The organism is Streptomyces sp. NBC_01537 (assembly GCF_045040445.1).
Lineage (GTDB): Bacteria > Actinomycetota > Actinomycetes > Streptomycetales > Streptomycetaceae > Actinacidiphila.
In genome coordinates, this window is sequence record NZ_CP109392.1 from 6,116,363 (window position 1) to 6,141,279 (window position 24,917).

The 24,917-nt window shown below is 68.1% G+C and carries 25 protein-coding genes and 1 pseudogene; 9 read left to right on the top strand and 17 right to left on the bottom strand.

The window, feature by feature from the left end; translation table 11 throughout:
* Positions 1-194: 194 nt before the first annotated feature.
* Entirely contained in the window at positions 195-1,250 is a 1,056-nt protein-coding gene (locus OG607_RS28220; RefSeq protein ID WP_405729274.1) for an LCP family protein, read from the top strand.
* Positions 1,251-1,335: 85 nt separating this feature from the next.
* Complete coding sequence (locus tag OG607_RS28225) at positions 1,336-2,493, top strand: acyl-CoA dehydrogenase family protein (protein ID WP_405729277.1); 1,158 nt, start codon at positions 1,336-1,338, stop codon at positions 2,491-2,493.
* Positions 2,494-2,694: 201 nt separating this feature from the next.
* On the opposite strand, the gene OG607_RS28230 is transcribed toward OG607_RS28225, so the two are convergent.
* Positions 2,695-3,870 carry a tyrosine-type recombinase/integrase gene (locus OG607_RS28230; RefSeq protein WP_405729280.1) on the bottom strand — a complete coding sequence of 392 codons (1,176 nt, stop codon included), beginning with the start codon at positions 3,868-3,870 and terminating at the stop codon, positions 2,695-2,697.
* A 130-nt stretch (positions 3,871-4,000) separates the two neighbouring features.
* Here OG607_RS28230 and OG607_RS28235 point away from each other — a divergent pair, with 130 nt between their 5' ends.
* From OG607_RS28235 to OG607_RS28245, 3 genes and pseudogenes are all read left to right on the top strand, one after another.
* Positions 4,001-4,543: a hypothetical protein gene (locus OG607_RS28235; protein ID WP_405729283.1), complete on the top strand. Its 543-nt coding sequence runs from the start codon at positions 4,001-4,003 to the stop codon at positions 4,541-4,543.
* A gap of 162 nt (positions 4,544-4,705) precedes the next feature.
* A pseudogene (locus tag OG607_RS28240) lies at positions 4,706-4,870 on the top strand (IS256 family transposase); the annotation flags it as partial.
* Positions 4,871-4,902: 32 nt separating this feature from the next.
* Complete coding sequence (locus OG607_RS28245) at positions 4,903-5,703, top strand: alpha/beta fold hydrolase (RefSeq protein WP_405729286.1); 801 nt, start codon at positions 4,903-4,905, stop codon at positions 5,701-5,703.
* A gap of 397 nt (positions 5,704-6,100) precedes the next feature.
* Here OG607_RS28245 and OG607_RS28250 read toward each other — a convergent pair whose 3' ends face one another.
* From OG607_RS28250 to OG607_RS28270, 5 genes are all read right to left on the bottom strand, one after another.
* The gene (locus OG607_RS28250) at positions 6,101-6,688 is read right to left on the bottom strand and encodes a hypothetical protein (RefSeq protein ID WP_405729289.1); all 588 of its coding nucleotides are present in this window, start codon (positions 6,686-6,688) and stop codon (positions 6,101-6,103) included.
* Positions 6,685-6,954: a hypothetical protein gene (locus tag OG607_RS28255; RefSeq protein WP_405729292.1), complete on the bottom strand. Its 270-nt coding sequence runs from the start codon at positions 6,952-6,954 to the stop codon at positions 6,685-6,687. The genes OG607_RS28250 and OG607_RS28255 overlap by 4 nt, the downstream gene beginning before the upstream one ends.
* A gap of 286 nt (positions 6,955-7,240) precedes the next feature.
* Positions 7,241-8,089, bottom strand: a complete 849-nt coding sequence (locus tag OG607_RS28260) for a helix-turn-helix domain-containing protein (RefSeq protein ID WP_405729295.1) — start codon at positions 8,087-8,089, stop codon at positions 7,241-7,243.
* A 27-nt stretch (positions 8,090-8,116) separates the two neighbouring features.
* Positions 8,117-8,647: a DUF6879 family protein gene (locus OG607_RS28265; RefSeq protein ID WP_405729298.1), complete on the bottom strand. Its 531-nt coding sequence runs from the start codon at positions 8,645-8,647 to the stop codon at positions 8,117-8,119.
* Positions 8,622-8,879, bottom strand: coding sequence for a hypothetical protein (locus OG607_RS28270; protein ID WP_405729301.1), 258 nt, complete (start codon positions 8,877-8,879; stop codon positions 8,622-8,624). The genes OG607_RS28265 and OG607_RS28270 overlap by 26 nt, the downstream gene beginning before the upstream one ends.
* Positions 8,880-9,264: 385 nt before the next feature.
* On the opposite strand from OG607_RS28270, the gene OG607_RS28275 reads away from it, so the two are divergent.
* Both OG607_RS28275 and OG607_RS28280 read left to right on the top strand, forming a co-directional pair.
* The gene (locus OG607_RS28275) at positions 9,265-9,567 is read left to right on the top strand and encodes a CbrC family protein (RefSeq protein WP_405729304.1); all 303 of its coding nucleotides are present in this window, start codon (positions 9,265-9,267) and stop codon (positions 9,565-9,567) included.
* Between the two features lie 42 nt (positions 9,568-9,609).
* Positions 9,610-9,975 (top strand): hypothetical protein, encoded by a 366-nt coding sequence (locus tag OG607_RS28280; RefSeq protein ID WP_405729307.1) that lies wholly within the window; start codon positions 9,610-9,612, stop codon positions 9,973-9,975.
* Positions 9,976-9,986: 11 nt separating this feature from the next.
* Here the strand turns inward: OG607_RS28280 and OG607_RS28285 are convergent, their stop codons facing one another.
* The 3 genes from OG607_RS28285 to OG607_RS28295 form a co-directional block, all read right to left on the bottom strand.
* Positions 9,987-11,198 (bottom strand): LCP family protein, encoded by a 1,212-nt coding sequence (locus OG607_RS28285; protein WP_405729310.1) that lies wholly within the window; start codon positions 11,196-11,198, stop codon positions 9,987-9,989.
* Between the two features lie 96 nt (positions 11,199-11,294).
* Positions 11,295-11,558, bottom strand: a complete 264-nt coding sequence (locus OG607_RS28290) for a DUF1876 domain-containing protein (RefSeq protein ID WP_405729313.1) — start codon at positions 11,556-11,558, stop codon at positions 11,295-11,297.
* A gap of 54 nt (positions 11,559-11,612) precedes the next feature.
* Positions 11,613-11,879: a GlsB/YeaQ/YmgE family stress response membrane protein gene (locus OG607_RS28295; RefSeq protein WP_329317433.1), complete on the bottom strand. Its 267-nt coding sequence runs from the start codon at positions 11,877-11,879 to the stop codon at positions 11,613-11,615.
* Between the two features lie 198 nt (positions 11,880-12,077).
* Between OG607_RS28295 and OG607_RS28300 the strand changes: the two genes are divergently transcribed.
* The gene (locus OG607_RS28300; RefSeq protein WP_405729316.1) at positions 12,078-12,584 is read left to right on the top strand and encodes an SgcJ/EcaC family oxidoreductase; all 507 of its coding nucleotides are present in this window, start codon (positions 12,078-12,080) and stop codon (positions 12,582-12,584) included.
* On the opposite strand, the gene OG607_RS28305 is transcribed toward OG607_RS28300, so the two are convergent.
* The 3 genes from OG607_RS28305 to OG607_RS28315 are packed head-to-tail and all read right to left on the bottom strand — an operon-like array spanning position 12,547 to position 16,043.
* Positions 12,547-13,845: a sensor histidine kinase gene (locus OG607_RS28305; RefSeq protein ID WP_405729319.1), complete on the bottom strand. Its 1,299-nt coding sequence runs from the start codon at positions 13,843-13,845 to the stop codon at positions 12,547-12,549. The two genes, OG607_RS28300 and OG607_RS28305, sit on opposite strands and share 38 nt — an antisense overlap.
* Positions 13,842-14,516: a response regulator transcription factor gene (locus tag OG607_RS28310; protein WP_405729322.1), complete on the bottom strand. Its 675-nt coding sequence runs from the start codon at positions 14,514-14,516 to the stop codon at positions 13,842-13,844. Before OG607_RS28310 ends, OG607_RS28305 begins: the two co-directional genes overlap by 4 nt.
* A gap of 54 nt (positions 14,517-14,570) precedes the next feature.
* Positions 14,571-16,043: an LCP family protein gene (locus OG607_RS28315; protein WP_405729325.1), complete on the bottom strand. Its 1,473-nt coding sequence runs from the start codon at positions 16,041-16,043 to the stop codon at positions 14,571-14,573.
* 91 nt (positions 16,044-16,134) lie between these two features.
* On the opposite strand from OG607_RS28315, the gene OG607_RS28320 reads away from it, so the two are divergent.
* Positions 16,135-17,142: a glycosyltransferase family 2 protein gene (locus OG607_RS28320; protein ID WP_405729328.1), complete on the top strand. Its 1,008-nt coding sequence runs from the start codon at positions 16,135-16,137 to the stop codon at positions 17,140-17,142.
* Positions 17,143-17,221: 79 nt separating this feature from the next.
* On the opposite strand, the gene OG607_RS28325 is transcribed toward OG607_RS28320, so the two are convergent.
* The 5 genes from OG607_RS28325 to OG607_RS28345 form a co-directional block, all read right to left on the bottom strand.
* Positions 17,222-18,988, bottom strand: coding sequence for an LCP family protein (locus OG607_RS28325; protein WP_405729331.1), 1,767 nt, complete (start codon positions 18,986-18,988; stop codon positions 17,222-17,224).
* Positions 18,989-19,203: 215 nt separating this feature from the next.
* A complete protein-coding gene (locus OG607_RS28330; RefSeq protein ID WP_405729334.1) occupies positions 19,204-20,898 on the bottom strand; it encodes an LCP family protein in 1,695 nt (564 codons plus the stop codon).
* A 55-nt stretch (positions 20,899-20,953) separates the two neighbouring features.
* The gene (locus OG607_RS28335) at positions 20,954-22,648 is read right to left on the bottom strand and encodes an LCP family protein (RefSeq protein ID WP_405729337.1); all 1,695 of its coding nucleotides are present in this window, start codon (positions 22,646-22,648) and stop codon (positions 20,954-20,956) included.
* Between the two features lie 101 nt (positions 22,649-22,749).
* A complete protein-coding gene (locus tag OG607_RS28340) occupies positions 22,750-23,916 on the bottom strand; it encodes an LCP family protein (RefSeq protein ID WP_405729340.1) in 1,167 nt (388 codons plus the stop codon).
* 189 nt (positions 23,917-24,105) lie between these two features.
* Positions 24,106-24,864, bottom strand: coding sequence for a TIGR03089 family protein (locus tag OG607_RS28345; protein ID WP_405729343.1), 759 nt, complete (start codon positions 24,862-24,864; stop codon positions 24,106-24,108).
* Positions 24,865-24,917: the final 53 nt, after the last annotated feature.

Sequence of the window (24,917 nt, forward strand, 5' to 3'; positions counted from 1 at the left end):
GCCTCATCGCGTGGATCTGAAGGCTGTCACGGCGCATCGCCGCAGGTCATCAGACGCGCGTCGGGAGTGCGAGGCCCCTCGCCCGACACTTGTACCAATCGTGCCCTCTCCGGCATGGTCACCGGGGTGTCACACAGGCCACAATGCCCCCAGTCGCACACGTGGGGAGCGTGTGCAGGTGGTGGGAGCAATGCGTGACGACGACGGATCCGGTTGACAGAGACAGCGTGGCGGTCGAGCCCGAGGAGACCGACACCGACACCACGCACAGCACCAAGCGCCGCCGCCGCACCCGGCGCGTGCTCATCGGCGCCCTCGCCCTGTTCCTGGCCGGTGTCGGCGGTGTCGCCGGGACCGGCTGGTGGGCCGTCGAGCACTACACCGGCAAGGTCAGCCGGATCCCCAACGCCTTCCCGAGCAACGTCCCCGCGAGCGCCCTGCCCGAGGACACCAAGGGCGGCGAAACGTTCCTCCTGGTCGGCGTCGACCGCCGCTCCGAGCTACCCACCACCGGCCAGGACGCCAAGGTCTCCGACTGGAAGTACGGGGCCCAGCGCAGCGACACGATGATGCTGGTCCACATACCCGCCGACCACAAGAACGCCTACGTCGTCTCGCTCCCGCGCGACAGCTGGGTCTCCATCCCCGGCCACGGCAAGGCCAAGCTCAACGCCGCCTTCTCCTGGGGCGGCTCCCCGCTGCTCATCGACACCGTCCAGCGGCTGTCCAAGGTCAGGATCGACCACCTCGCCGTCATCGACTGGTCCGGCTTCAAGGCCCTCACCGACGCGGTCGGCGGCGTCGACCTCGACGGCGAGCACATGAACGGCGAGCAGGCCCTGAAGTACGTACGAGAGCGCTACAACCTGCCGCGCGGCGACTTCGACCGCACGCACCGCCAGCAGGCCTTCCTGCGCGCCGTGCTCTCCAAGACCATGACCAAGAGCACCTTCTCCAACCCGCTGAAGATCAAGAGCCTGCTGGACGACGTCACCAACACCGTCAGCGTCGACGAGAGCCTGTCCGACAGCGACCTGCGCGACCTGCTGTGGAGCATGAATGGCGTGCGCTCCGGCGACATGACCTTCATGAACGCCCCCGTCTCCGGCACCGACATGATCAAGGGCCAGTCGGTGGTCCTGCTGGACAAGAACGGCACCTCAGAGCTCTGGGAGGCCATGACCAACGACACCATGGCCGACTACATCGCCACCCACTCCGTGGACAAGCTCGGCGCGACCACCCCGTAAGCAACATCACGTGTGCCGAACGCTCCGCGCGAGCATAAAATCACGGAGTTACTTAACGGTAGTTAGCACTCAGGGGAGTGAAGCTGTGGCGGGCTCGACCGATTTCGACCTCTTCCGCGTCTCGGAGGAGCACGACATGCTCCGCGACGCCGTGCGCTCGCTCGCCGAGGCGAAGATCGCGCCCTTCGCCGCCGAGGTGGACGAACACGGCCGCTTCCCCCAGGAGGCCCGCGACGCCCTGGAGGCCAACGACCTCCACGCCGTCCACGTCCCCGAGACCTACGGCGGCGCCGGCGCCGACGCGCTCTCCACGGTCATCGTCATCGAGGAGGTGGCCCGCGTCTGCGCCTCCTCCTCCCTGATCCCCGCCGTCAACAAGCTCGGCTCCCTCCCCGTCCAGCTCTCCGGCTCCGAAGAGCTGAAGGCCAAGTACCTGGGCTCCCTCGCTCGCGCCGAAGGCATGTTCTCCTACTGCCTCTCCGAGCCCGACGCCGGTTCCGACGCCGGCGGCATGAAGACCAAGGCCGTCCGCGACGGCGACTTCTACGTCCTCAACGGCGTCAAGCGCTGGATCACCAACGCCGGGGTCTCCGACTACTACACCGTCATGGCCGTCACCGACCCCGACAAGCGCACCAAGGGCATCTCCGCCTTCGTCGTCGAGAAGTCCGACGAAGGCGTCTCCTTCGGCGCCCCCGAGAAGAAGCTCGGCATCAAGGGTTCCCCCACCCGCGAGGTCTACCTCGACAACGTCCGCATCCCCGCCGACCGCATCATCGGCGCCGAGGGCACCGGCTTCGCCACGGCCATGAAGACCCTCGACCACACCCGCGTCACCATCGCCGCCCAGGCCCTCGGCATCGCCCAGGGCGCCCTCGACTACGCCGCCGGCTACGTCAAGGAGCGCAAGCAGTTCGGCAAGGCCATCGCCGAGTTCCAGGGCGTCCAGTTCATGCTCGCCGACATGGCCATGAAGCTCGAAGCCGCCCGCCAGCTCACCTACGCCGCCGCCGCCAAGTCCGAGCGCGTCGACTCCGACCTCACCTTCTTCGGTGCCGCCGCCAAGTGCTACGCCTCCGACGTCGCCATGGACATCACCACCGACGCCGTCCAGCTCCTCGGCGGCTACGGCTACACCCGCGACTACCCGGTCGAGCGCATGATGCGCGACGCCAAGATCACCCAGATTTATGAAGGTACGAATCAAGTCCAGCGGATCGTGATGGCAAGGAACCTTCCGTAGGACGGTTTTCGCAGGTCAGGTGCCATCGAGCGCCTGACTCGCCGTCCAGTTGGCTTCCGGTCCAGTCGGGCCCGATTCGGGCTGTTCCTGGGCGTCATGCTGGGGAAATCCTGGGCTGACACTGGGCGGTAAACAGCCTTTGACCTGCACAAACAAGACGGCCCCCGGTATCGCGCCGGGGGCCGTTCGTATGGGCTGCCGTCAGGCCACTTCCCCTTGCTCGGTGGGGTCATCTGCGCCGGGCGTCAGCATCGTTGCGATAGCTGCGCGCCCACGCTGCTCCGCTCCTTCAAAGATGTAGTGGTAGTGCTCCCGGAGTACGTCCGTGCTGCTGTGCCCCATCCAGTCCGCTACGTCGTTCTCAGGGACTCCGGCGTACAGCAGGCGAGATCCGTAGTAGTGCCGTAGCGCGTGCGGCTTGGAGTACGTCACACCACCCTTGTCCAGCGCTAACAGCCAGATCTGACGGTAGAAGTAAGAGGCGTACAGGTACCCGGTCCGGCTCACGTTGGGGAACAGCAGCCGTTCCGATCCATAGACGCCGTAGCTCTTGATGTGCCGACGCAGTTCGAATGCCACGTTGGGCGGTAGGGGCACGATCCGGCCCGCCTCCCCTTCGTCACGAGCCTTGACGTGCCGTCGCTGAAGAGCGCTGTTCTTGCCGGACGGCGAGGCACCATCCTCGGCGATCTGGAAGTCGACCCGAAGCGTCTCCGCTTTGAAGTCGATCTGATCGCGAGATACGGCCATGGCTTCGCCGAGACGCAGCCCACAGCCAGCCATGAGCCACACCATCGCCCTGTACCGCGTCGGCGCACCGCCGAGCAGCGCCAGGACCTCTCGCGTCGTCAGACGCCGTGCCGTGCTCTTGTGCTCTCGTATCTCCTTGGCACGGCTACCTGCGTGCCTGATCTTCTTGCACGGGTTGCGACCGATGATCTCGTTGATCACAGCCCAGTCCATCATTCCCGAGAAGAACGAGAACCGTTGGCGACGGGTGCGGGCGGAGAGCTTGCGGTCCTGCTCCATCCACAACATCCACTGCTCAATGTCCGCCACCTTCAGCGACACGATGGAGCGGGCTCCGAAGAACGGCTCAATGGTCGTGGCCTGGATGGATCGGTACTGCTTCTTGGTGCTGTTCTCCAGCTTCCTTTGATTCGTCCACTGTTCCCACACCGCCGTAACGGGCTGCTTGCCCAGCTTGTCGTCCATATAGGTCCCGGCGTCGAGTTCCTGTTCCTTGCGCTTGCGGTGATCGTCAGCGCGCTTCGTGGTCTCGAAGGCCTTGTGTCTCTGCCTGCCGTCCGGGTCGTACCAGAAGGTTGTCCACTTCTTGGCATCGTCCGTTGATCTCGCTACCCATGCCCTTGCCACCGCCGCGCCGCCCCTTCTGCTTCACGAGAGGCCGTCACGTCGTGTGACCGCCCTCTGGAACAGTCTGCGCATGGCCCACCCTGGGTTGTCAACCCAGGGTGGACCACCCTGCGTGGTGTAAGGTGAAGGTATGCGAGATGACGAAGCGGGATTCGAGATCGCCCAGCAGTACGGCGCGTGGGTAGTTCGCCTGTGGTGGCCAGCCGGTCCAGTGACGGGTGGTCCACAGCGCATCTCCATTGAGGCCGAAGACGATGCGTCACCCCCCGAGGTGGCGCGCGGCATCTCAACGACCGTGCTTCGGCGGTTGGATCTCGCCGCAGCTCTGAATATCGCCAAGAGCGCTCCCGATGCTCAGCGCAAGATGGAGGACATCGCCAACAAGCTCACCGAGTCGGGAGAGGCGGCCGGGCTGCTGCTGGCCAACGAGGGAGTCTCTGAGCGCTACTTGGTCATGCTTGCGACGACCTACAAGAGCATGGCCGATATGGGAGCGCCTGCGCCTATTCCTTGGTTGGCTCGACTGATCGACCGGCGCCCGGAAACCGTCAAGGATCACTTGAAGAAAGCGCGTCGGGACGGGTACCTGAGCACGCTGGCTGGCAAGGCGGGCGGAGAGCTGACGGATAAGTCCAGGTCCGTACTGGCTTCCATGGTCAGCTCTGAGAGCTAAAACTTCCTTTTCTACGTTCCACACTTCGACAGCCCCCGAGGTCACTCGGGGTTTCCTTTTCCCGGAGTAGAGATTGACAAAGCTGATGACCGTTGATGACGTGGCTGTTTACCTCGCCAAGCCGCGTAGCTGGGTTTACGAAAATTGGAAGCGAGAACAGATCCCGGCTCCCGCGCCGCCGGACTCGCGATGGTCTTCAAGCTGATCGAGTCCGCACAAGACCGCTGGCGGGCCGTGAACGCGCCCCACCTCGTCGCCCTCGTCCGCGCCGGAGCCCGCTTCGAACGCGGCCAGCTCGTCGAACGCCCCGAGAGTCTTGCGGCATGATCAAGCTCAGCTGATTCCCCTGGAGGTCCCACGTGACATGGTCCGAGCACACCGTGACGCGAGACGGCGTCCGACTTGTCTGCCGGGACTGGGGCGGGCCGGGGCAGCCCGTAGTGCTGCTGCACGGACTGGCCGGTCACGCGGGCGAATGGGACCAGACGGCACAGAGGCTGAGCCCCCGGCACCGGGTCATCGCGCTCGACCAGCGCGGACACGGCGCCAGCGAACGCCACCCGAAGGATGTCTCCCGCGACGCCTACGTCGCCGACGTCATCGCCATCCTTGACCAACTCGCTCTGCGGCGTCCTGTCCTGGTCGGCCAGTCGCTGGGCGGGCACACGGCCATGCTCACCGCCGCCGCACACCCCGAGCGGATCCGCGCGCTGGTACTCGTCGAGGCCGGCCCAGGCGGCCCGAACCCGAACGTCCCCGCCGAAATCGGCGGATGGCTCGATTCGTGGCCGACACCGTTCATTTCCCGCGAGGCCGCCGCCCAGTTCCTCGGCGGCGGACCCGTTGGCAAAGGGTGGGCGGCCGGGCTGGAAGAACGCGGAGGCGGATGGTGGCCCCGCTTCGACCGCGAGGTGATGACCCGCTCGCTGGCGGAGAACGCCCAGCGTTCCTTCTGGCACGAGTGGGCGCAGATCACGTGCCCGACGCTGGTCGTCCTGGCCCAGTCGGGCATCATCCCTCAGCAGGAAGCCGAGGAGATGCTCCGGCAGCGGCCCACCACCGTGGCCATGAGCCTCCCCCGGACCGGCCACGACCTGCACTTGGAACAGCCAGGAACCCTCCACACTGCGCTCTCCGACTTCCTAAAGGAGCTCGCCTGACAACCCTGCACGGTCCCAGCGACGAAGACATCAGAAACCGCAGACCACCACCGATCCACAGATCTTGACAATTCCTCACAGTGACGCGAATGAGGCCAACCAGTCCGACCATTCTCGTCACGCAAAGGCTCAGCCGGCCAGCGCGGAGCGTGACAGGAAGCGCGCCATGGTCGTTGAGATGGACACCTACCGCCCGGCACCCAAGCAGGCCCCGGAGCCTAAGCCCGCGAAACAGTCGGAACCGCTCGACAGTTCCAACCCTTTCCGTGCGCTGCTCTGAGCACCGAAGCAAAGCAACGAATGCCCCGCCCGATTGGGCGGGGCATTCGTTTGGTTGGCAGGATCGCGAACCACTCGCCCGGAGGGGGTGGGGCCTGGATCCTTACCGTCCCTGCTCCTACCGCGCCGCGCCGTCACGGTCACGGGAAGGTGCAGGAGTCACCGGCCTGGCACTCCATGCGAGGCTGCTTCCGTAGACGCTGTGCAGGAAGTTGATGGATATCTGTGCGTGGCTGACTGCGCTTCCCGCGTCCCGTCCGTTCAGGATCCGTCGCATCACTTCCGCGCGCCACCCTTCGGGCAGGCGGGTGAACCGTTCCGCGAACTGGAACGCCGTACGCCCGGCCCGCTTGCGGTCGAAATCGCGGGGATAGCGGTGCGTGGCGCACATGGAGGTGAAGTAGTCGGCTGCGTCGTGCACGTCCCGGACCCGGGGACCGTCCCGGTCGGGGTCCACGTAATCCGGTCCGATCGAACTGACGCTGTGTCCCTCGGCCATGGCCCAGTACACGGCGGCCTGCTCGTGTGCGGGCAAGCCGTCCCACAGACCGCAGCCGGTGAGCTGAGCAAGCACCATGGGCCCGACCGCTTTGGCGGCCTCGCACACCTCGGACCATGGCTGCCCCTGCCAGAACCGCAGCAACGCAATGTGCTCTTCGATCTGCCGCAGCCCCTCAGCAAGGCTGTCACTCACCGTCTCAGTCATCGATTCTGTCCCTCATCGCCCCTGCTGCCCGCCAGGGCATCCGTCAGTTTCTCGATCGTGGCCACCGGCACCGTGCCCAGATACACCAGCGCATCGCCCTCGAACGTCGCCCGGCCCTTGACGTCCGGCCACTGCTCCGGAACGCCCACTTCGATGCCCAGGCCGACCAGCACGTCACACAGAAGCTTCGCCGCGTCGTCCGCGCGACGCCTCGCCAGAATGTACGAATCATCGGGCCACGCCTGGTCCACATGGTCGCCGCTCACTGATGCCGCCCGGGATGCGCAGTCAATTCGACGTTGCAATCCGACACCGCCGAGTAGTCCCCGCGGTCACGCGCCGCCTGCCGCTGCTTGTCGAGCGCAGCGCACACACCGCAGTCCGGGACCGGTCTCGGAGGTTCAAGCGGCAGAGACAGATAGACGGGCGGGCTCTGTGTCGTCTTCGGTGCGTTCACGCCTGTGGCCCTCCCTGGCTACTACCGCTCGGTGTAGTCACGGTAGGTAGTCGGGAAGTCGCCAATCCACCTTCTTGCACAAGCTTGCACGCAGATTACGGAAGCGAGCTGATCGCCTCTGTGATGAGGACGCGGGCATCCGGGCCGTAGACGGCGATATCTGCCAGTTGAGAGAACGCCTTGGCGTAGGTAGCGATCTCGCTTGGGGCCGACACGTTCACTGCGGCCGTCAACAGTTCGACGCTCGCACGGCGGTCATCGAACAGATAGAACGCCTCCAAGGGCCACACGCGCCGCTCGGCAGTGAACGGAATGATGCCAAGGCTGACGTTCGGGAGCGCCATCACCGCCAGGAGATATCCGAGTTGACCCGCCATCGTCTCGGCGTCGCTGATGCGGTAGCGAAGCACCGTCTCTTCCAGGAGCAACGCGAACCGGTGGCCGCCTTCATGGAGGACACGCGAACGCTCCACGCGTGAAGCTGCGGCCTCGGGCGAGTCGTCCGGGGTGCATTGGAAGGTGGCGATGGTGGAGAGCAGGGCAGCCGCGTATGCCTCGGTCTGGAGCATGCCGGGAACGACGTTAGAGCAGTAGACGCGGAAATTCCGGGTGCCCTCGTACAGGGGAACGATCTCTTCCTGTGCCCGGCGCATCCCGTGTCGGTGGAGCTTCTTCCAGTGCACGTGCATTTGATCAGCTTGGCGGTTTGCTGCGACCAAGTCGGCGGCTTGTTCTTCAGCTCCGCATGCTTGGCACCATGCACGGATGTCGGCATCCGAGGCGGGCGTCTTGGCCCGCTCGATGCGTGACGACTTCGCAGGACTCCAACCACACCGAAGAGCCAACTCGTGTCCGGTCAGCTCAGCATCTTTGCGTAGCTCCCCGAGGCGGGCGGCAAGGACTTCACGGGCAGCCTGAGCGCTGGACGAGGGGGATGCGGACATGAATTGGCTCTTCAGTGATCGATGGGGTCAGACCGAGTACTTCTCGTGTGGGATACCGCGCTCCCACACGGTTTCGAATGCCGTTGATGCCAAGCGCGCTACGGCCGGTTCAGTGCGGACTTCCCAGCCCGGTTCCGACCAGTTGCCATCCCCCGAGAAGTGATTGAAGAGCACCGTCTCACCGTCGAACACCCAGCAGTCATTGCCTGGCAGAGCGATGTCAGAAGCCTGGCGCCTGGGCAGCCAGCGGACTTCTTCTCCTGCCTGGACGTTGACCGGAGTGCCGGCGTGCTCGTACCGGATGTAGTCGGTGACCGGTTCGGAGACGACGCGGGCGCGACGAACGATGACGCCCCGGGCCACCGTCGTCCGAATCAATTCAACCCAAGGCGTCCAATAGCCAGACTCAGGGTCTACGTCGCGTTGACCTGTGCGCTTCCAGTTTTCGAAGTCTTCGGCCTCATCGCCCACGCCGTACGAGTCGCGCATCTCCAGGTGCACGGCTGAGTGCCTGGCTGCGGCCAGCAGCTCGCTAAAGCCCGGCTCGTTCTGCGACATCACATGCCTCCCTGAGCATCGGCACCATGCGGGCCGGAATCCGGATCACGGCTTCATGCGGCGGAATCCCCGGCGCGTGCCCGGGAACCTCGAACGCCGCGCACTCAGCCTCCAGCCTCTCGTCTGGCTTCCAGCCCTGGAGCACCAGTTCCCTGTTCTCCTCGTCCACCCAAACGGTGGGGGAACCCTGCTGTCCCGTGTCTGGATCAATCCCGATGAACCGTAGTGCCATGACTGCCTCCGGTGTCGAGTGGCTTACGCCAACTTGCACGAGCTTCGCCGTTGTGGCTCATCAGCGTCAAGGGTAGACATCTATGCGGGCAGTCTGTGGCTGCCATACGCCGGATGGCACGGCCTCAAACAGTCATCGCCAGGGCTCTGAGTCAGAGCCGATGGGGCGAGGGTAGGCAGCCGTGATCATGGGTAGATGCTGGGGAACCCCTGCCAGAAGAAGAGTTCCCCCAGGTCAGCGCCCTGATGGCCGCAAAGCACCCGAGGGCACCAACCAGGTCCAGCGCATCGTCATGGCCCGCAACCTCCCGTAGCAACCGCCCGCCCGGCCACCGGGCCGCAGGCACCCTGGGGGGCGCCTGCGGCCCGGTGCTGTGAGGCATAGGTTGGCCCGGACACGCGGGTGCATCGCCGACGGCAGTGCGGCAGAGCGTTATGAGGCGCAGTTCACCGAGGTGGACAGCGGCGTTGCCCCGGGCGTCGCCCGAGCTGTTGAGACCCGCACACCCGGCTTCTCCGGCTGGCAGCAGGAACGCCGGCTGGTCCACTGCGGCGACGGCGCGGCTTTCCTCGGCCGGGTCGGAGCCGCGGGACCGGCCGCGCACCCGGACGCGGACGGACAGCCGACGGGGAATCTGTTCAAGTGTCGTACATGCGGGGAATTCCTGGCCTACGCCGACTGCACCTGACGGGCTAGCCTGGAAGTTCCGGTCGGATGGGGGAGGTTCCGTATGGGTGACTGGATGTGGTGGCTGATCCCCGTCGTGCTCGTCGGCGGGGGCAAGATCGGTGAGAGCGTGCGGAGCGCGCTGAGGACCCGGCACAAGCGGAAGCTTGAGCTGCTGAAGTCGGCCGAGCGGCAGCAGCTCGCGCTGGATGCGGCGAAGCGGCCGCCGGAGCCGGTGTGCGGGTGCACGCACCATCTGGCCAAGCACGACAGGCAAGGCAAGTGCCACGAGGTCGTGGAGGCGCCGACGGCCTGGGACGCGGAGCGCAAACCGCTGCACTACGAGCCCAGGCCGTGCAACTGCCAGCAGTACATCGGCCCGGAACCGCTGGGCATCGTGTACGCCCCGGAGATCACCGACCTCCGGTAGCCGTCAGGAGCTCAGGAGGCCGAGACGGTCACCTTCTCGTCGTTCTTCAGCTCGGAGATGAGCTGCTTGGCCTTCGTCTCGTCCCACTTGATCGCGCTGCCGCCCGAGGAGGTCGTGACCGAGCCCGAGGTCGGCATGTTCATCGAGGTGCCGTCGCCGCCGGAGACCGTCTTCATCGCCCAGAACATCGAGGTCAGGTCCCACAGGCTCATGTCCTTGTCGACGATCAGGGTGTCGAGGCCCGCGCTCATCGTCGGGTAGAGCTTGAAGGGGTTCAGGACCGTGGAGGGCGTCGCGACCTCCTTGGCGAGGGCGTTCAGGAACTTCTGCTGGTTCTTCGTACGGTCCAGGTCGCTGCCGGCGAGGGCGTAGCGGGTACGGACGAACTGCAGGGCCTGCTTGCCGTTGAGGGTCTGCGTGCCCTTCTTGAAGTTCGCGCCGGACTTGGTGTCCTTGATGTCCTGCGGGATGTCCATCGTGACGCCGCCGACCGCGTCGACCAGGCTCGCGAAGCCGGCGAAGCCGATCTCCGCGTAGTGGTCGATGTGCAGGCCGGTGTTGTACTCGACCGTGCGGACCAGCAGGGTCGCGCCGTCGATCGAGTAGGCGGCGTTGAGCTTGTCGGAGCCGCGCGCGGCGAACGTCTTGCCGGACTCGGAGCCCTTGAAGCTGGGGATGGTGACGTAGGAGTCGCGGGGCAGCGAGATCAGGGAGTTCCCGTTGTCGCCGACGTGCAGGATCATCATCGAGTCGGTGCGCTTGCCGTCGGCGGAGCCGGTGTGCAGGGCCTTCTTCTGCGCGGCGGTCATGCCCTCGCGGCTGTCCGAGCCGACGATCAGGTAGTTCGTGCCCTTGCCCTCGGCGGGGCGGTCTATGACCTTGGACAGGTCCACCTCGCGGCGCACCTTGCCGTCCGCCCAGAAGTAGGTGCCCACGGACCAGGCCAGCACCACGACCGACAGCCCCAGCAGGGCCAGCTTGACCTTGCGGGCCCGGCTGCCGGGCACGGACGGGCGCGGGCCACTGCCGCCACCGCCTCCGTAGCCGTTGCCGCCGGATCCGGGGCCACCGCTGCCGCTGCCGTGCGCGTACGCCTGCTGGCGCGGAACGCCCCCGGCGGCCCTCGCGCCACGGCGCGGCGACAGCTCGGGCGGCAGCGGCGGCTCAGAGGTGCGCTGCGCCTGGTTCGTGTTCTCGGTCCAGCCCTCGGGCCATGCGTTCATGCCTTGCAGTCTGCCCGGTCAGCGGGGGTACGCGGCCCGTCGTGTCGGTTCTGAAGCAGAGCTGATGCAGAAATCACAGGCCTGTGGCTTTCCGGGTCATCCGGTGAGGTGGGCCGGAGCGTTCGTGTGCTGCTCGATCACCCCCGCGGCCTGCTCCAGCAGCTCGTGCGCGAGGTTCGAGCAGGCGCGGGACGCCGCCACCTCTTCCCCGATGCGCGAGTCCGGCTCGTCGGCCGGGCTGCGCCGCGAGTAGCCGTGACCGGTCACCCGTGGCGCACCCTCGCCGGCCAGCGTGGCCGTGCAGGCGGTGCGGTTCCCGTCCTCTTCGAGGGTGATGTCGATCTTCCAGTGCTTTTCCACGGTGGTTCACCTCGATTTGTGCTGAGGAATCCCACCCTCAGGATAGGCGCCTGTTCAGCGCCGCGAGTCCCCGAAGAAGATCCGGTAGAGGATCAGGAGCACGAGCGCCCCGCCGACCGCCGCGCCCCAGGTCGGCAGGTCGTAGAAGTCCGTCGATATCGGCTTGTCCAGGAAGCGCGCCGACAGCCACCCCCCGACCACCGCTCCGGCGACCCCGATGAGGGTGGTGCCGACGAGCCCGCCGGGGTCCTTCCCGGGGAGCAGCAGCTTCGCGATGGCTCCGGCCACCAGGCCCAGTACGATCCAGCTGATCAGCGTCATGCCGGACATGCTGCCACCGCGATCTTGGAATCCGGGCCTCCGGTACGGGCCGGTAGCCGAGCTGTTGCACGGCTGTCGCGATGCGGCGGCAGCGAATTGGCAGAGCGCTGGCCCTGCGCTTGATCGCCGTTGTCCGGGCGCTTCCCCGGTTCTCGCGAGAGTGGAGTCATCCACTCGGGAACCACAGGAGAGACCCTGATGAAGCGTCAGAAGCTCGCGATCACCATCGGCACCGCCGCTCTGCTTCTCACCGGCACCGCCGCTTACGCCTCCACCGGCACGGCGACCGCCCACCACAGCACCAGGTCGGCGGAGCCCACCAAGAAGCAGATCCTCGCCCTCTTCGACCGGTGGAACGCCACCCTCGCCACCGGCGACGCGGACAAGGTCGCGGACCTGTACGCCCCCGACGGGGTGCTGCTGCCGACGGTCTCCCCCAAGATCCGTACGACGCACGCCGAGATAGAGGACTACTTCGAGCACTTCCTGGAGAACAAGCCGGTCGGCAAGAAGGACCGCTCGGTCGTCGACATCCTGGACAAGAACACCGCTGTCGACGCCGGCCTGTACACCTTCACCCTCACCGACCCGGACACCGGCGTGAAGCGCGAGGTCAAGGCCCGCTACACCTACCTGTACGAGAAGATCGGCGGCAAGTGGCTGATCGTCAACCACCACTCCTCGGTGCTGCCGGCCGCAAGCTGATCCGTACGCACAACCCCCCGCCGGGGGCGTCCCGCAGGGTGACGCCCCCGGCGTCGTCGGTGATGAGCTGCTTGACGATGGCCAGGCCCAGGCCGGAGCCGGAGCGGCCGGTGAGGCCCTGGCCGCGCCAGAAGCGGTCGAAGGCGCGGGCCTTGTCGGGGTCGGACATGCCGGGGCCCTGGTCGAGGACGTCCAGGACGGTGCTGTCGGGGTGCGGGTCGAGGCGGACGGTGATGGTGCCGCCGTCCGGGGAGACCTCCAGGGCGTTGGACAGGATGTTGTCCAGGACCTGCTCCAGGTGGCCGGGGCTGGCCATCACCTGCCGGCCGTCCGCGTCGGGGGCGTCGAGCGTGAAGGCGACGTTGCGCTCCTCGCCGGCCGCGCGCCAGACCTCCAGGCGCTCCTCGACCAGGGCGCGCAGCGGCAGCGGTTCGGCGGTGCCGACCTTGGCCTCGGCGCGCGCCAGGACGAGGAGCCCGTTGACGAGACGGCTCATGCGGACCACCTCGGCGGTGGCTTGCTCGACGTCCTCGCGGACGAATTCCTCCTCGACGCCGTCGGCGATGTTGTCCAGGGACAGGCGCAGCGCGGTGAGCGGCGTACGGAGCTGGTGGGAGGCGTCGGCGACGAAGATCCGCTGGGCGCTGATCAGGGTGTCCAGCCGCTCGGCCCCGGAGTTCAGGGTCCGGGCGAGCGTCTGGGTCTCGGCCGGGCCGGTGACGGGCGAGCGGGCGGTCAGGTCGCCGTCGCTGAACCTGGTGGCCATGGCGTTGAGATACCGCAGCGGCCGGGTCAGCCGCCTGGCCGTCAGCGTGCCGAGTGCGGCCGCCAGCGCCAGCACGGCCACGGCCAGCACCGCCCGGAAGCCCCAGATCCGCCACAGGCGGGCCTTGAGGTCGCTGGTCGGGTAGCTGACCTGTACGGCGCCGACGATCCGGTTGTCGGCGGTTTTCGCGGGCACCGTCACGACGAGGGAGGAGCCCCAGTGCGCGGTGGCCTTCGCCGGGGTGCTCGCCACCGGCAGCACCTGTGCGGTGCCGGGTGTCTCGTCCCGGTAGGCCCGGGTCATCGCCGCGAGGGCGGCGCGCGAGGGGGCGTCGTCGTTGGCCAGCAGCAGGGCCATGGTGGTGGCTTCGCGGCGTACGGAGTCCTCGGTGTCCCCGCGCAGCTGCGCGGTCAGCGTGAAGGCCACCGGCACGGTGAAGGCGGCCAGAGCCCCGGCGACCAGCAGTACGTAGCTGACGATCAGCTGCCGGATCACGGCTGCGCGTCCTCGACCACGACCAGGCGGAAGCCGACCCCGCGCACCGTCTCGATCGCGATCGCGCCCGCGAACTTGCGGCGCAGCGCCGCCACATGCACGTCGAGCGTCTTGGTCGGCCCGAACCAGTTGGCGTCCCAGACCGCTTCCATGATCTGCTCGCGGCTCATCAGCGCCCCCGGCTCCTCGGTGAGGAAGGCCAGCAGGTCGTACTCCTTGGGCGTGAGCGGCACTTCGGCCGCGTCCAGGAACGCCCGCGCCGCCTTGCGGTCCACCGCGACCCTGCCGTACCGCTCGGGACCTGAGTCCGCCTTCTCCTGCGGCTTCACGCGCCGCATGACCGCCCTTATCCGGGCGATCACCTCGCGCACCCCGAACGGCTTGGTCACATAGTCGTCCGCGCCGAGCTCCAGGCCGACCACCCGGTCGGTCTCGTCGCTGCGGGCGCTGATCACGATGATCGGCACATCCCCGCGCGCCCGCAGCTCACGGCACACATCCAGCCCGTCCGTGTCCGGCAGCCCCAGGTCGAGCAGCACCAGATCCGTCGGCCCGGCCGCGAGCGCGTCGCGCCCGGTGGCGACCCAGTCCACCTCGAATCCGTACCGCCTCAGCCCACGCCGCAGCGACTCGGCGACCGGTTCGTCGTCCTCTACCAGCAGTACGCGCACGGGAGCAGCCTAGGGCCTGGCCGGTCGCGCAGTTCCCCGCGCCCCTTCGGGCGCTCAGGCGGGCGTCGGTGGCGCCGGTGACGGGGCTACCGCCGGGGTTGCCGGAGCGGCCGGGGTTGCCGAAGTCGCCGGAGCCGGCGCAGCGCACAGCACCGAGTCGCCGGTGACGATGTGGGGTTCGTCGGCGACGGAGCGTCCGAGGCCGACGGGGCGGACGCCGCGGTAGTCGGAGCCGATGATGACCTTCATCTGGGCGCCCTGGCCGGGGACGGGTTCGAGCTCGGCGTAGGGGAGGGCGGCGTAGAGGGCGAGGACGGAGTTGTCCCAGTTGGGGTCGTAGCGGATGACGGTGTAGCGGTAGTCGCGGCGGGCGGCGTTGTTGGGGTTGCCGGTGGTGGCGAAGCCGGTGGCTTTGAGGGCCTTGTCGGCCTGGCCGCCCAGGCCGACGTAGGCGGTGCCGTTGTCGACCTGCACCTTGATCTTGGCCGGGTCGGTCTTGACCTGGGTGTGCGGGCGGACGGAGGGAGACGCCGAGGGCGCCGCACGCTTCGGCGCCAGCGGGCGGTCGGCCCGGATCGCGGCCCAGATGCGCTTGGCTCTGGCCTCGTCCCACTTCACGGCCGAGCCGTTGGTCTCGGCGACCGGTACGGTCGCGAACTCCGCCGACCCTGGGCCGAAGCCCTTGCGCAGCCCGCCCGCCAGCGCGATCAGGTCGGCCGGCTTCAGCTCCTGGTCGGCGCGGACCGATCCGAGGGCGGCCCCGGCGACCTGGCCGAGCTTGACGGGGTTGGCGAGCAGCCCGCCGGTGTTCACGCCCCGCAGCACTTCGGCGAGGAAGCGCTGCTGGCGCTCCATGCGGGTGTAGTCGGCGGTGCCGTCCAGATGGCGGGAGCGCACGTAGTCGAGCGCCTGGCCGCCGCCGAGCCGGGTGGTGCCGATCGGCAGGGCGAGGCCGGTGGACGGGTCGTTGAGGGGGAGTGCGGTGCAGACCTGGACGCCGCCGAGCAGGTCGACGGTCTTCATGAAGGAGGTGAAGTCCACTTCGAGGTAGTGGTCGACATGCACCCCGGTCAGGTTCTCGACCAGCCGTACGGTGAGCTTCGGGCCGCCCTTCGCGTACGCCACGGCGAGCCTGCCGGGCTTGGGGAACTCGGCGTACGTGTCGCGCGGGATGCTGACCACGCTCACCCGGCTCCGGTCCCGGGACAGGTGGACGAGCATGATCGAGTCCGTGCAGTCGCAGGCCTTGCCGCCGAGATGGAACCGCTGCTTCTGGTCGGCGGTGAGGCCCTCGCGGATGTCCGTGCCGACCAGCAGGAAGTTGGTGCCCGTGGTCGCGGCCGGGCGGGCCTTCATGTCACCGAACGCGTCCACGCGCTGGATGCCGCCGTCCATCCGGTCGACCACCGCGTGGCCGATGCCGCTGATCGTGAGGACGGTGAGCGAGATCCCGCCGAGGATGCGCATGCCCCGGCGTACGGGCTTCGGCTTGCGCCGGGAGACTGGCCTGTGACGGGGAGTGGTCATAAAGTAACGCTAAGGAATCATACCGTTGTACTGGCGGAGGCCGTCCGGCCGTGCGCGCCGCTGTCATCCGTTCGCGGTAACGTGTGCGATCGTGAACGCCGTACCTTCAGCAGTGTCCGTGATCATGCCGGTCCTCGACGAGGAGCGGCATCTGCGCAACTCGGTCCGCCACATCCTGGAGCAGGACTACGCCGGCGAGCTCGAGGTCGTGATCGCGCTGGGCCCCTCCACGGACCGTACGGACGAGATCGCCGCGCAGCTCGTGGCCGAGGACCCGCGTGTCCACACCGTCCCCAATCCCACCGGCCGCACCCCCGCCGCGCTGAACGCCGCCATCAAGGCGTCCCGGCACCCGGTCGTGGTCCGCGTGGACGGCCACGGGATGCTGTCGCCGAACTACATCGCCACCGCCGTGCGCCTCCTGGAGGAGACCGGCGCGGTCAATGTCGGCGGCATCATGCACGCCGAGGGCGAGAACGACTGGGAGCGGGCCGTGGCCGCCGCCATGACCTCCAAGATCGGCGTCGGCAACGCGGCCTTCCACACCGGCGGCCAGGCGGCCCCCGCCGACACCGTCTACCTCGGCGTCTTCCGCCGTGAGGTGCTGGAGCAGCAGGGCGGCTACAACGAGGAGTTCATCCGCGCCCAGGACTGGGAGCTGAACTACCGGATCCGCGAGGCGGGCGGCCTCATCTGGTTCTCGCCCGAGCTGAAGGTGTCCTACCGCCCCCGGCCCAGCGTGCGCACGCTGGCCAAGCAGTACAAGGACTACGGCCGCTGGCGGCGCGTCGTCACCCGCTACCACCAGGGCTCGGTGAACCTGCGCTACCTCGCCGCGCCCGGCGCGGTGCTCGCCATCGCGGCGGGCGTGGTGGTGGGCGCGGCCGTGACCCCGCTCGGCTTCGCCGTCCCCGTCGGTTACGCCGCCGCGATCGCGCTGGGCTCGCTGCCGGCCGGCAAGGGGCTGTCGGCGGGTGCCCGGGTACGGATCCCGGTCGCGCTCGCGACGATGCACATGTGCTGGGGCTGGGGCTTCCTGACGAGCCCGCGCTCGCTGGCCCGCAAGGTGATCGCGAGCCGGCGGCCGGCGGTCCTGTGAAAGCCGCATGCGCGCATGACGCGTAACACGACTGAGGGGCCGGATTTCTCCGGCCCCTCAGTCGTTCCCGCTCGGGCGGCTAGAACGTGTAGGGCGCGTACACCGCCATGCACGCGGACTCGTCCGAGGCGTTGAGCGCGGCGGACTGGTCGAGCACCGCCTTGGTGTCGCTCTTGCTCGCCTTCGGGTACGTCGTCCCGGTCGTCCAGTCGGAACCGATGACCAGGGTGATCTTCGAGACCTTGGAGGACTTCTTCACCATGCCGGTCGCGATGTTCAGCGACTTCGCGACCGCCACCGCGTTGGCCTTCTGGCTGTCCGACGGGTAGGTGATCGTCGTACCGGTCGCGGACGCCGAGGTCGTGTCGACGGCGGCCTCGGTGTAGCCGAGGGTGTTGAGCTTGTCGACGATGGTCCCGGCCCGGCCCGAGACGGCGGCCGTGGTCGAGTTGCCGGTGCCGTTCTGCACGGAGACGGTGATCTCGGCCTTGGGGTCGGCGGTCGCGGTGGCGGAGGCCGAGGGGGAAGCGGTGCTGGTCTTCTTCGCGCTCGTCTTGCCGTCGACCGCCTCGTCGTTGCGGAGGTAGGTGAACAGCTGGGTGGCCGCGCTGGTCGGCACGACGTGAGCCGTCGGGTTCTGCGGGTCGGCGCCCCACGGCATCGTCGTCATGGTGATCCGCTTGGTCGGCACCTTCTTGATGTCGTCGGCCAGCGAGACCAGCTTGGTGACCGAGCCGAGGCCGTCGTCCACGGTGAGCGCCTTGGTGGCGGCCTCCGCGAGGTCGAGCAGCTTGCCCGGGTCGGTGAGCTTCGAGCCGGACTTGAGCTGCCGGATCATCGAGTTCATGTACATGTGCTGGGCGTGCGTACGGCCGATGTCGCTGCCGTCCTCGAACGCGTGCCGCGTGCGAAGCCATGCCAGCGCCTGGGTGCCCTTGACCGAGTGGGTGCCCTTGGTGAGCTTCAGGTGCGAGTCCGGGTCCTTGACATTGGCCTTGACGCAGACCGGGACGCCGCCGACGGCGTCGGCCATGCTCACCACACCGGAGAAGTCGATCATCATGAAGTGGTCGATGGAGATACCGGTGAGCTTCTCCCACGTGGCGACCGTGCAACCGGGGCCGCCGTGCGACAGGCTCGCGTTGATCGTCTCGGTGGTCGTGGCCTGGTAGACCTTGCCGTTGGTGCCGGTGCACTCGGGGATGCTGACCCGGGTGTCGCGGGGGATGCTGACCACCGTCATGTTGCTGCGGTCGGCGGAGACGTGCATGAGCATCTGTACGTCCGCCCGGGCGCCCACCGTGCCCTTCGCCCCGCCGAGCTTGGCGTTCTCCGCCCCGGCGCGGCTGTCGGAGCCCAGCAGCAGGATGTTCAGCGGGGTCTGCCCGGCCGCGTTCGCCTTGGTCTTCTTGGCGCCCGTGTTGGCGAGGCTGAGCTTGTCCTTGGTGATGTTGGCGTTGAGGTGCTGGATGTACGCGTACGCACCGGCGGCCGTGCCGAGGATGGCTACCGAGGTGACGATCGCCACCCAGCGCCATATTCGTTTCTTCGGTTTCTTGCGCCTGCGGTTGGCCGCGCGCCCGCCGCCACCGCCATCACCGTTCCCGCCACCGCGCCGCCGGTCGGCGCGGCCTCCCCCGCCGCTGCGGTCCCCGGCGCCCGGAGCCGCGTACGCGTCCGGAGCCGCGTACGCGTCCGGGTCGTATCCGGTGCCTTCCACCGGGGACGACTGCTGCGGCACGTATGCCACTGAGTTATCGGTCCTGTACAGACTGTCGTCCCACCCGTGATCACCGGACTCGGAGGGGGTGTTCCACTCGTCCCTCCGGACGCCACTCTGGCGCATTGGGCCCTCCCATGACGCGCTGTCCACTACGGTCACCGGCCGCGCCGTAGCGCCGCTGATCCTGGGTGATTCTCAGCTACTCGACTGTCAAAGTGCTGTGGAATGCCGCGAGGGACGTTTGGAACGCCCGCGTGGCGGGATGCTGGTGGTCACGATACATATATGCCAGGGGCCCCTGGTGTGCGATTCCTTTCGGATGTGTAAAGTGCAGGGCCTTATGACCACTGATATGGGGCATAAACACTCATGCAGTCCTTGGTGTTCGCGCCGTTGATCGAGTCGGCGTTGGCCAGCGAAGAACCCGCGCTGGGCAGGGACTTCGCGTAGTCCGTCCCCTTCGTCCAGTCCGCTCCGGCGATCAGCGTGATCGAGGACACGTGTGAGGATTTCTTGACCGAGGCCTTTGGGATGTCCAGCGCCTTCGCGACAGCGAGCGCGTCCGCCCTGCCCTGGTCGCCGTCGGCGGCCGGGTAGCTCAGCGTCGTGACCTGGCTGGGCTGCGCCGTGCTGTCGGGTTCGGCCTTGGTGAAGCCCGCGTCCTTGAGCGCCGTGACCAGGGTCGCCGCGCGGTGGTCGACGGGGGTGCCGGCCGCGGTGCCGGCGGTGCCGTTGACGACGCTGACGGCGATGGAGGCGGCTGGCGCGGCGGAGGCGGCGGTGGAGGCCGCGGGTGACGCGCTCGCCGTGCCGGTCTTGGCCTTGCCGTTGGTGTCGAAGGCGATGTCGTTGCGCAGCATGGCCCAGATCTGGGAGGCGTCCGGGCCCGGGACCAGGTGCGCCTTCGGGTTCAGGGGATCCTTGAGGGTGGGCATGGTGAGCATGGTGATGCGGTTGTTCGGCACGGTCTTGAGCTGCATGCCGAGGTCGTAGAGCTTCTTGATCGAGCCGATCTCCTCGGAGACCTTCAGGGAGCTGGTCGCCGCTTCCGCCAGGTTCATCAGATGCCCGGTGTCGGTGAAGATGTTCTGCTTGCGCAGCTTGCGCATCATCGAGGTCATGTACATGTGCTGCGCTTTGGCGCGGCCGATGTCGCTGCCCCAGGCATGCCGGGTGCGCAGCCACTGCAGAGCCGTCTTGCCGCTGATCTCCCGGCTGCCCGCCTTGAGCTTGAGGCCGGATCCGCCGGACTGGGCGGCGGTGGGGTGGTCCCAGACGTTCTGCCTGACGCAGACCTGGACGCCGCCGATGGCGTCGGCCATCTTCACCACACCCGCGAAGTCGATCACCATCCAGTGGTCGATGTAGGTGTTGGTGAGGTTCTGCACGGTCGCCAGGGTGCAGCCGGCGCCGCCGCGCGTCAGGGACTCGTTGATGATCGAGGTGGTGGTCGCGGCGTATTTTTGGCCCGTGTCCGGGTCGGTGCACTCGGGGATCGGCACCCGGGTGTCGCGCGGGATGCTGATCACCGACATGTTCTTACGGTCGGCGGACAGGTGCATCAGCATGATCACGTCGGCGCGGGGCTTGTCGCCCACGGTGTACTTGGCGCCGCCGAGCTTGAGGTTCGCCGCCGAGTTACGGCTGTCGGAGCCCAGCAGCAGGATGTTCATCGGGGTCTGGCCGGCCGCGTTGGCCTTGGCCGGCTTGACGTCGGAGTTGCCGTTGTCCCGCTGGCCCTTGATGATCTGGCCGTTGAGGTGCTCGTAGTAGGCCCAGACGGCCCCCGAGGCGCCGAGCACGGCCAGCGAGACGGCTATCGCCGTCCCGCGGATTATCCGGGCCTTGCGGCTGCGGCGCGGGCGCCTGCCGGTGCGCCGGTGCCCGCCGCCTCCGCCTCCGGCTTCGGTCGCCGACGGTTCCGACGTTTCCGGGGGCTCCGACCGGTCCGGGGTCGCGGCATGCCGCCGCTCCTCGTACAGGCTGTCGTCCCAGCCGGAATCACGCACCCTGCTGTCGCTGCTGTTGCTCAATTCCCCACCCCTGGTCCCCGTTTGCGAAGTGTGCTCGGTGCCGAGTGTCGTCAGATCACTTGGCGCACACGCTCTTGTCGTTCGCCTCGACCTTCTGGATCCCCTCCGGCGCCTTTGTCGGAGTGGTGACCGGTGTGCCGGGCGCGGTGAAGTCCTTGCCGAGCGTGAGCTTCATGTTGGCCAGCTCGGCGGCCTTCTTGGTGCCCTCCTTGAGGGCGGATTCCGGCAGCCCCATCCAGTCGGCCAGGCGACGGGCCTGGTCGGCCTGGTTGGGCGCGTACTCCAGCGTGGTGTTCGCGATGTCCGCCGACGCGTTGCCGCCGTTGGTGGAGCGCGGGTCGCCCTTGGTGTTCTGCAGCCACTCGACGGTGTCCTGGGCGGCGCCCAGGATGCCGCTGCCGTTGAAGACCTCGACCCGGACATAGGCAGGGTCGGCCATCGTTCCCGTGAGCTTGCTCGCGGCCGGGGACTTGGAGGCGGCGGCCTTCTTCTTCACCTCGGTGAGGGAGATGTCCTTGTTCACCATGGCGAACAGCTGCGGCGCCCTCGTCCGGTCCAGGACGACGGTGGCGTGCACCTTCTCGGCCGGGTTGTCGATGACGGGCACGGTCGCGAAGGTGATGTTCTTGGTGTTGACCTTGCTCAGGTCCTTGGCGAGGTCGCTGAGCTTCTTGACACTGCCTATTCCGGTGTCCACGGTGAGCGCCTTGGTGGCCACGTTGGCCAGGTCCCAGAGCTTGCCGGGACTGGTCAGCGTCCCGCTGGACTTCATCGTGCGGATCATCGAGCTGAGGAACTGCTGCTGCAGCTCGATCCGGCTCAGGTCGCCGCCGAGGCCGACGCTGTGCCGGGTGCGTACGAAGGCCAGTGCCTGCTCGCCCTTGACGATGTGCCGGCCCTTGCTGAGCTTGAGGTGCGAGTCCGGGTCGTCGATGTTCTTGGCGAGGCACACCTCGACGCCGCCAACGGCGGTGGACAGGTCCTTGACCGCGTCGAAGTTGGCCATCATGAAATGGTCGGGGGTGATGCCGGTCAGCGCCTTGACGGTGCGCATCGTGCAGCCGGGATCGCGGCCGTCCTGGCCGAGGCTGGTGTTGAAGCGTACGTTGTCCGTACCCGGAATGATCTTCGTCGTGCCGTCCGCCTGCTTTGTCGGACAGTCCGGGATGTCGGTGATTATGTCGCGGGGGATACTGATCGCGGTCGCGTTGCTGCGGTCCTTCGACACATGGAAGAGGATCGTGGTGTCGGCATGGCCGACGCTGCCCACGTCGCCGTACTTCTTGCCCAGGCCGACCCGGCTGTCGGTGCCGATCACCAGGATGTTGACCGGGCCGTCGGTGGTGGCGCTGTCGGTGCCGATGGTGCCGGTGTCGACGGTGTTGATGTTGTTGTTGAAGTGCTCGTACAGGGCATAGCCGCCGACGGTCACCGTGACGAGCACGAAGCCGACCGAGGCCGCCGTCCAGATCAGGGCCTTCTTCTTGCGCGACTGCTTCGGCTTCGGCCGGCGCCGGCTGGGAGGTACGGCCGCGCGCCCCTGTGCGGCTCTTCTGCCGCCGCCACTGCCGTCGCGGTTCTCGCCCGAACGGGGCTTGGGGGGCTGCTCCGGGCGCCGCCGGGTCCCCTGGGTCGGCACGGCGCGGGCCGGCGATTCCTCGGGCTCCAGCCGCAGTTGGTAGCTGCCCGTCTCCGGATCGAAAACCCACTGGTCCGCCGGGTCGACGTGCTTACGGCCTTGCGTGTCCACGGTCGCTTGTGTCCTCCGTCTCGGCCGCTGCCTCAGGGCAGCCGATCGCTCACACTAGCCTCACAGTTCAGCGTGCGCTCACCGCTCGTGACAAATTCCTTTCACCCACATCGGGACAAACTATCCTGATCGGCGGTCGTGCCCGGGTATGTCGCCAAGGGAGATGCGGAAGCAGTGGAGGGGGTTCCACTCTTCTCGTTCGCGCCCCCCTTTCCGCTCTCTGCGCTTTTCGTGGTGATCGCGACATTGCCGTCCTGGCGCAGCGTTGTGAACAGCTCGTCCGCCTCCGGCTGCGTCAACTCGTCGCGGTTGTGGTCGTGTACGTAGGGCTCGCGCGGCACGGTCAGGAAGCGCACCTGGTCGGCGGGCGTCCGCTGCAGGCTCCGCGCGAAGTCGTAGAGCTCGCCGAGGGAGTCCAGTCCCGGGTCGGCGGTCAGCGAGGAAGTCGCCGCGTCCAGCAGCGGATAGAGCTTGACCGGGTTCAGCAGCACCCCCGAACTGGTGACCTTCCGTACGAGGGAGGCCAGGAACTCCTGCTGACGGCCCATCCGCTGGGTGTCGCTGCCGTCGCCGATGCCGTGCCGGGCGCGTACGTAGCCGAGCGCCTGCTCGCCGTGCAGCAGCTGGCGGCCGGCCGGGAGGTCGAGGTGGGCTTCCTGGTCGTGGACCGAGTGCGGGACGCAGACCTCGACGCCGTCCACCGCGTCCACCATCTGCTTGAAGCCGGTGAAGTCCACTATCAGGTGATGGTCCACGCGGATGCCGGTCAGGTCCTCGACCGTACGGATCGTGCAGGCCGCGCCGCCGAACTCGAAGGCCCAGTTGAACTGGGCGAACTGCGCCCGGCTGGTGCCGCCGCCCGCGCGGTGGCAGGCCGGGATGTCGACCATCAGGTCGCGCGGGATGCTGACGGCGGTCGCGCTGGAGCGGTCCGCCGACAGGTGCAGCAGGATCGTGGTGTCCGAGCGCTGGGTGCCGGTGTCCTGGCCGTACTTGCCGTTGCCGTCCCCGCGGTTGTCGGTGCCGATCAGCAGGACGTTCTCCGCTGTGCCGGAGCCCGGCGCGGAGGCGGTGGCGGGAGCCGGACGCTGCGACTGGACGCGGTTGAGCTCGCGGGTGGTGGCGGTGTCCGTGTGGATGTTGCCGTCGAGGTGCCGGTAGAGATACCAGGCGCCTCCGGCGCCGGCCAGGACGGCGAAGGCCAGGCACGAGGCGGCGATGCGGATCCAGCGCCGCCGTCGCCCGGAGGGCCGGGGCTGCGCCGGCACCGCCCCCGGCTCTTCCCGAGGCTGATTCCCGGGTGGTTCCCCGGGCTGCTCCCCTGGCATCGTCACGTCCGCTCCCCGTCCCGATCATGCGATAACCGGTCGTCCCGCTTGAACAGACGACCGGATCAGGCATCAGGTTGTGCGACGCTGTGCGTTTTTGTGGGTGAGGCGCGCGGTGCGGTGCGACGGCTACTCAGCCGTGTGGGTGACCCGCTCGCTTTCCTGTCGCTTCGTCAGGCCCTCGGGCGGCAACCGGTCCAGGTGACGGCACAGCACCACTGAGCCATTGGCCGCCAGTGGTGCCAGCAGCCCGGCGGCCAGCCCGTCCCAGCCGTCGAACGGCAGGCCCGACAGCAGTCGTGAGCCGGGCTCCAGGCCGAGCGCCGCTGCCGAGGCCCGGGCCCGTTCCACCACCTCGGCGCCGGTCAGCTGCTCGCCGCCGGGCAGTTCGAGGGCGTACGCATCCGGGGTGACGGGGGCGTACGGCGCGAAGCGGTCGCCCTGGGTCGGCACCTCGACCGCGTAGTCCGCGAAGCCCTGCGGCGGCTGGGGGAAGCGGCCGCCCAGTGGGCGCAGCGCGAGGGCGACCCGCTCTCCGCGGCATGCGCGTGCGGCGTCCAGGGTCTGCGGGTCCGGGCCGCTCACGACGAGGTCGGCGGTGGCCGGGTCGCCGCCGGGCACGGCGACCACGCCGGTGGCGAAGCAGGCCTGCAGCCAGACGGCGGTCTGCCAGTGCGCGGGCAGCAGGAGGGCGAGCCGGTCACCCGGCTGGGCGTCCAGGTCGCCCTGGATGAGGTTGGCGGTCTTGGCCACCCAGTTGGCGAAGGTGGCCACGGACAGCTCGACGCGCTCGCCGGTCGCGTCGTCGTAGAAGGTGATCAGCGGGCGGGCGGGCTCCCCGAGCGCGTAATCCAGCAGACCGGCGGGGGTACGGGCAGTCGATGTCACCCGGCACAGGCTACCGGCGGCCGTGGGAGCCGCAGGGGAGGGGCTGATCTGAG

What these genes read in the sequence shown, in the direction of transcription:
- OG607_RS28265 (WP_405729298.1), bottom strand. Translation starts at nt 8,647, where the DNA reads ATGTCGCAGAACGAGCCGGGCTTTAGCGAGCTGCTGGCCGCAGCCAGG.
- OG607_RS28280 (WP_405729307.1), top strand. Translation starts at nt 9,610, where the DNA reads ATGGGTGACTGGATGTGGTGGCTGATCCCCGTCGTGCTCGTCGGCGGG.
- OG607_RS28295 (WP_329317433.1), bottom strand. Translation starts at nt 11,879, where the DNA reads ATGACGCTGATCAGCTGGATCGTACTGGGCCTGGTGGCCGGAGCCATC.
- OG607_RS28285 (WP_405729310.1), bottom strand. Translation starts at nt 11,198, where the DNA reads ATGAACGCATGGCCCGAGGGCTGGACCGAGAACACGAACCAGGCGCAG.
- OG607_RS28270 (WP_405729301.1), bottom strand. Translation starts at nt 8,879, where the DNA reads ATGGCACTACGGTTCATCGGGATTGATCCAGACACGGGACAGCAGGGT.
- OG607_RS28325 (WP_405729331.1), bottom strand. Translation starts at nt 18,988, where the DNA reads ATGCGCCAGAGTGGCGTCCGGAGGGACGAGTGGAACACCCCCTCCGAG.
- OG607_RS28250 (WP_405729289.1), bottom strand. Translation starts at nt 6,688, where the DNA reads ATGACTGAGACGGTGAGTGACAGCCTTGCTGAGGGGCTGCGGCAGATC.
- OG607_RS28235 (WP_405729283.1), top strand. Translation starts at nt 4,001, where the DNA reads ATGCGAGATGACGAAGCGGGATTCGAGATCGCCCAGCAGTACGGCGCG.
- OG607_RS28300 (WP_405729316.1), top strand. Translation starts at nt 12,078, where the DNA reads ATGAAGCGTCAGAAGCTCGCGATCACCATCGGCACCGCCGCTCTGCTT.
- OG607_RS28260 (WP_405729295.1), bottom strand. Translation starts at nt 8,089, where the DNA reads ATGTCCGCATCCCCCTCGTCCAGCGCTCAGGCTGCCCGTGAAGTCCTT.
- OG607_RS28315 (WP_405729325.1), bottom strand. Translation starts at nt 16,043, where the DNA reads ATGACCACTCCCCGTCACAGGCCAGTCTCCCGGCGCAAGCCGAAGCCC.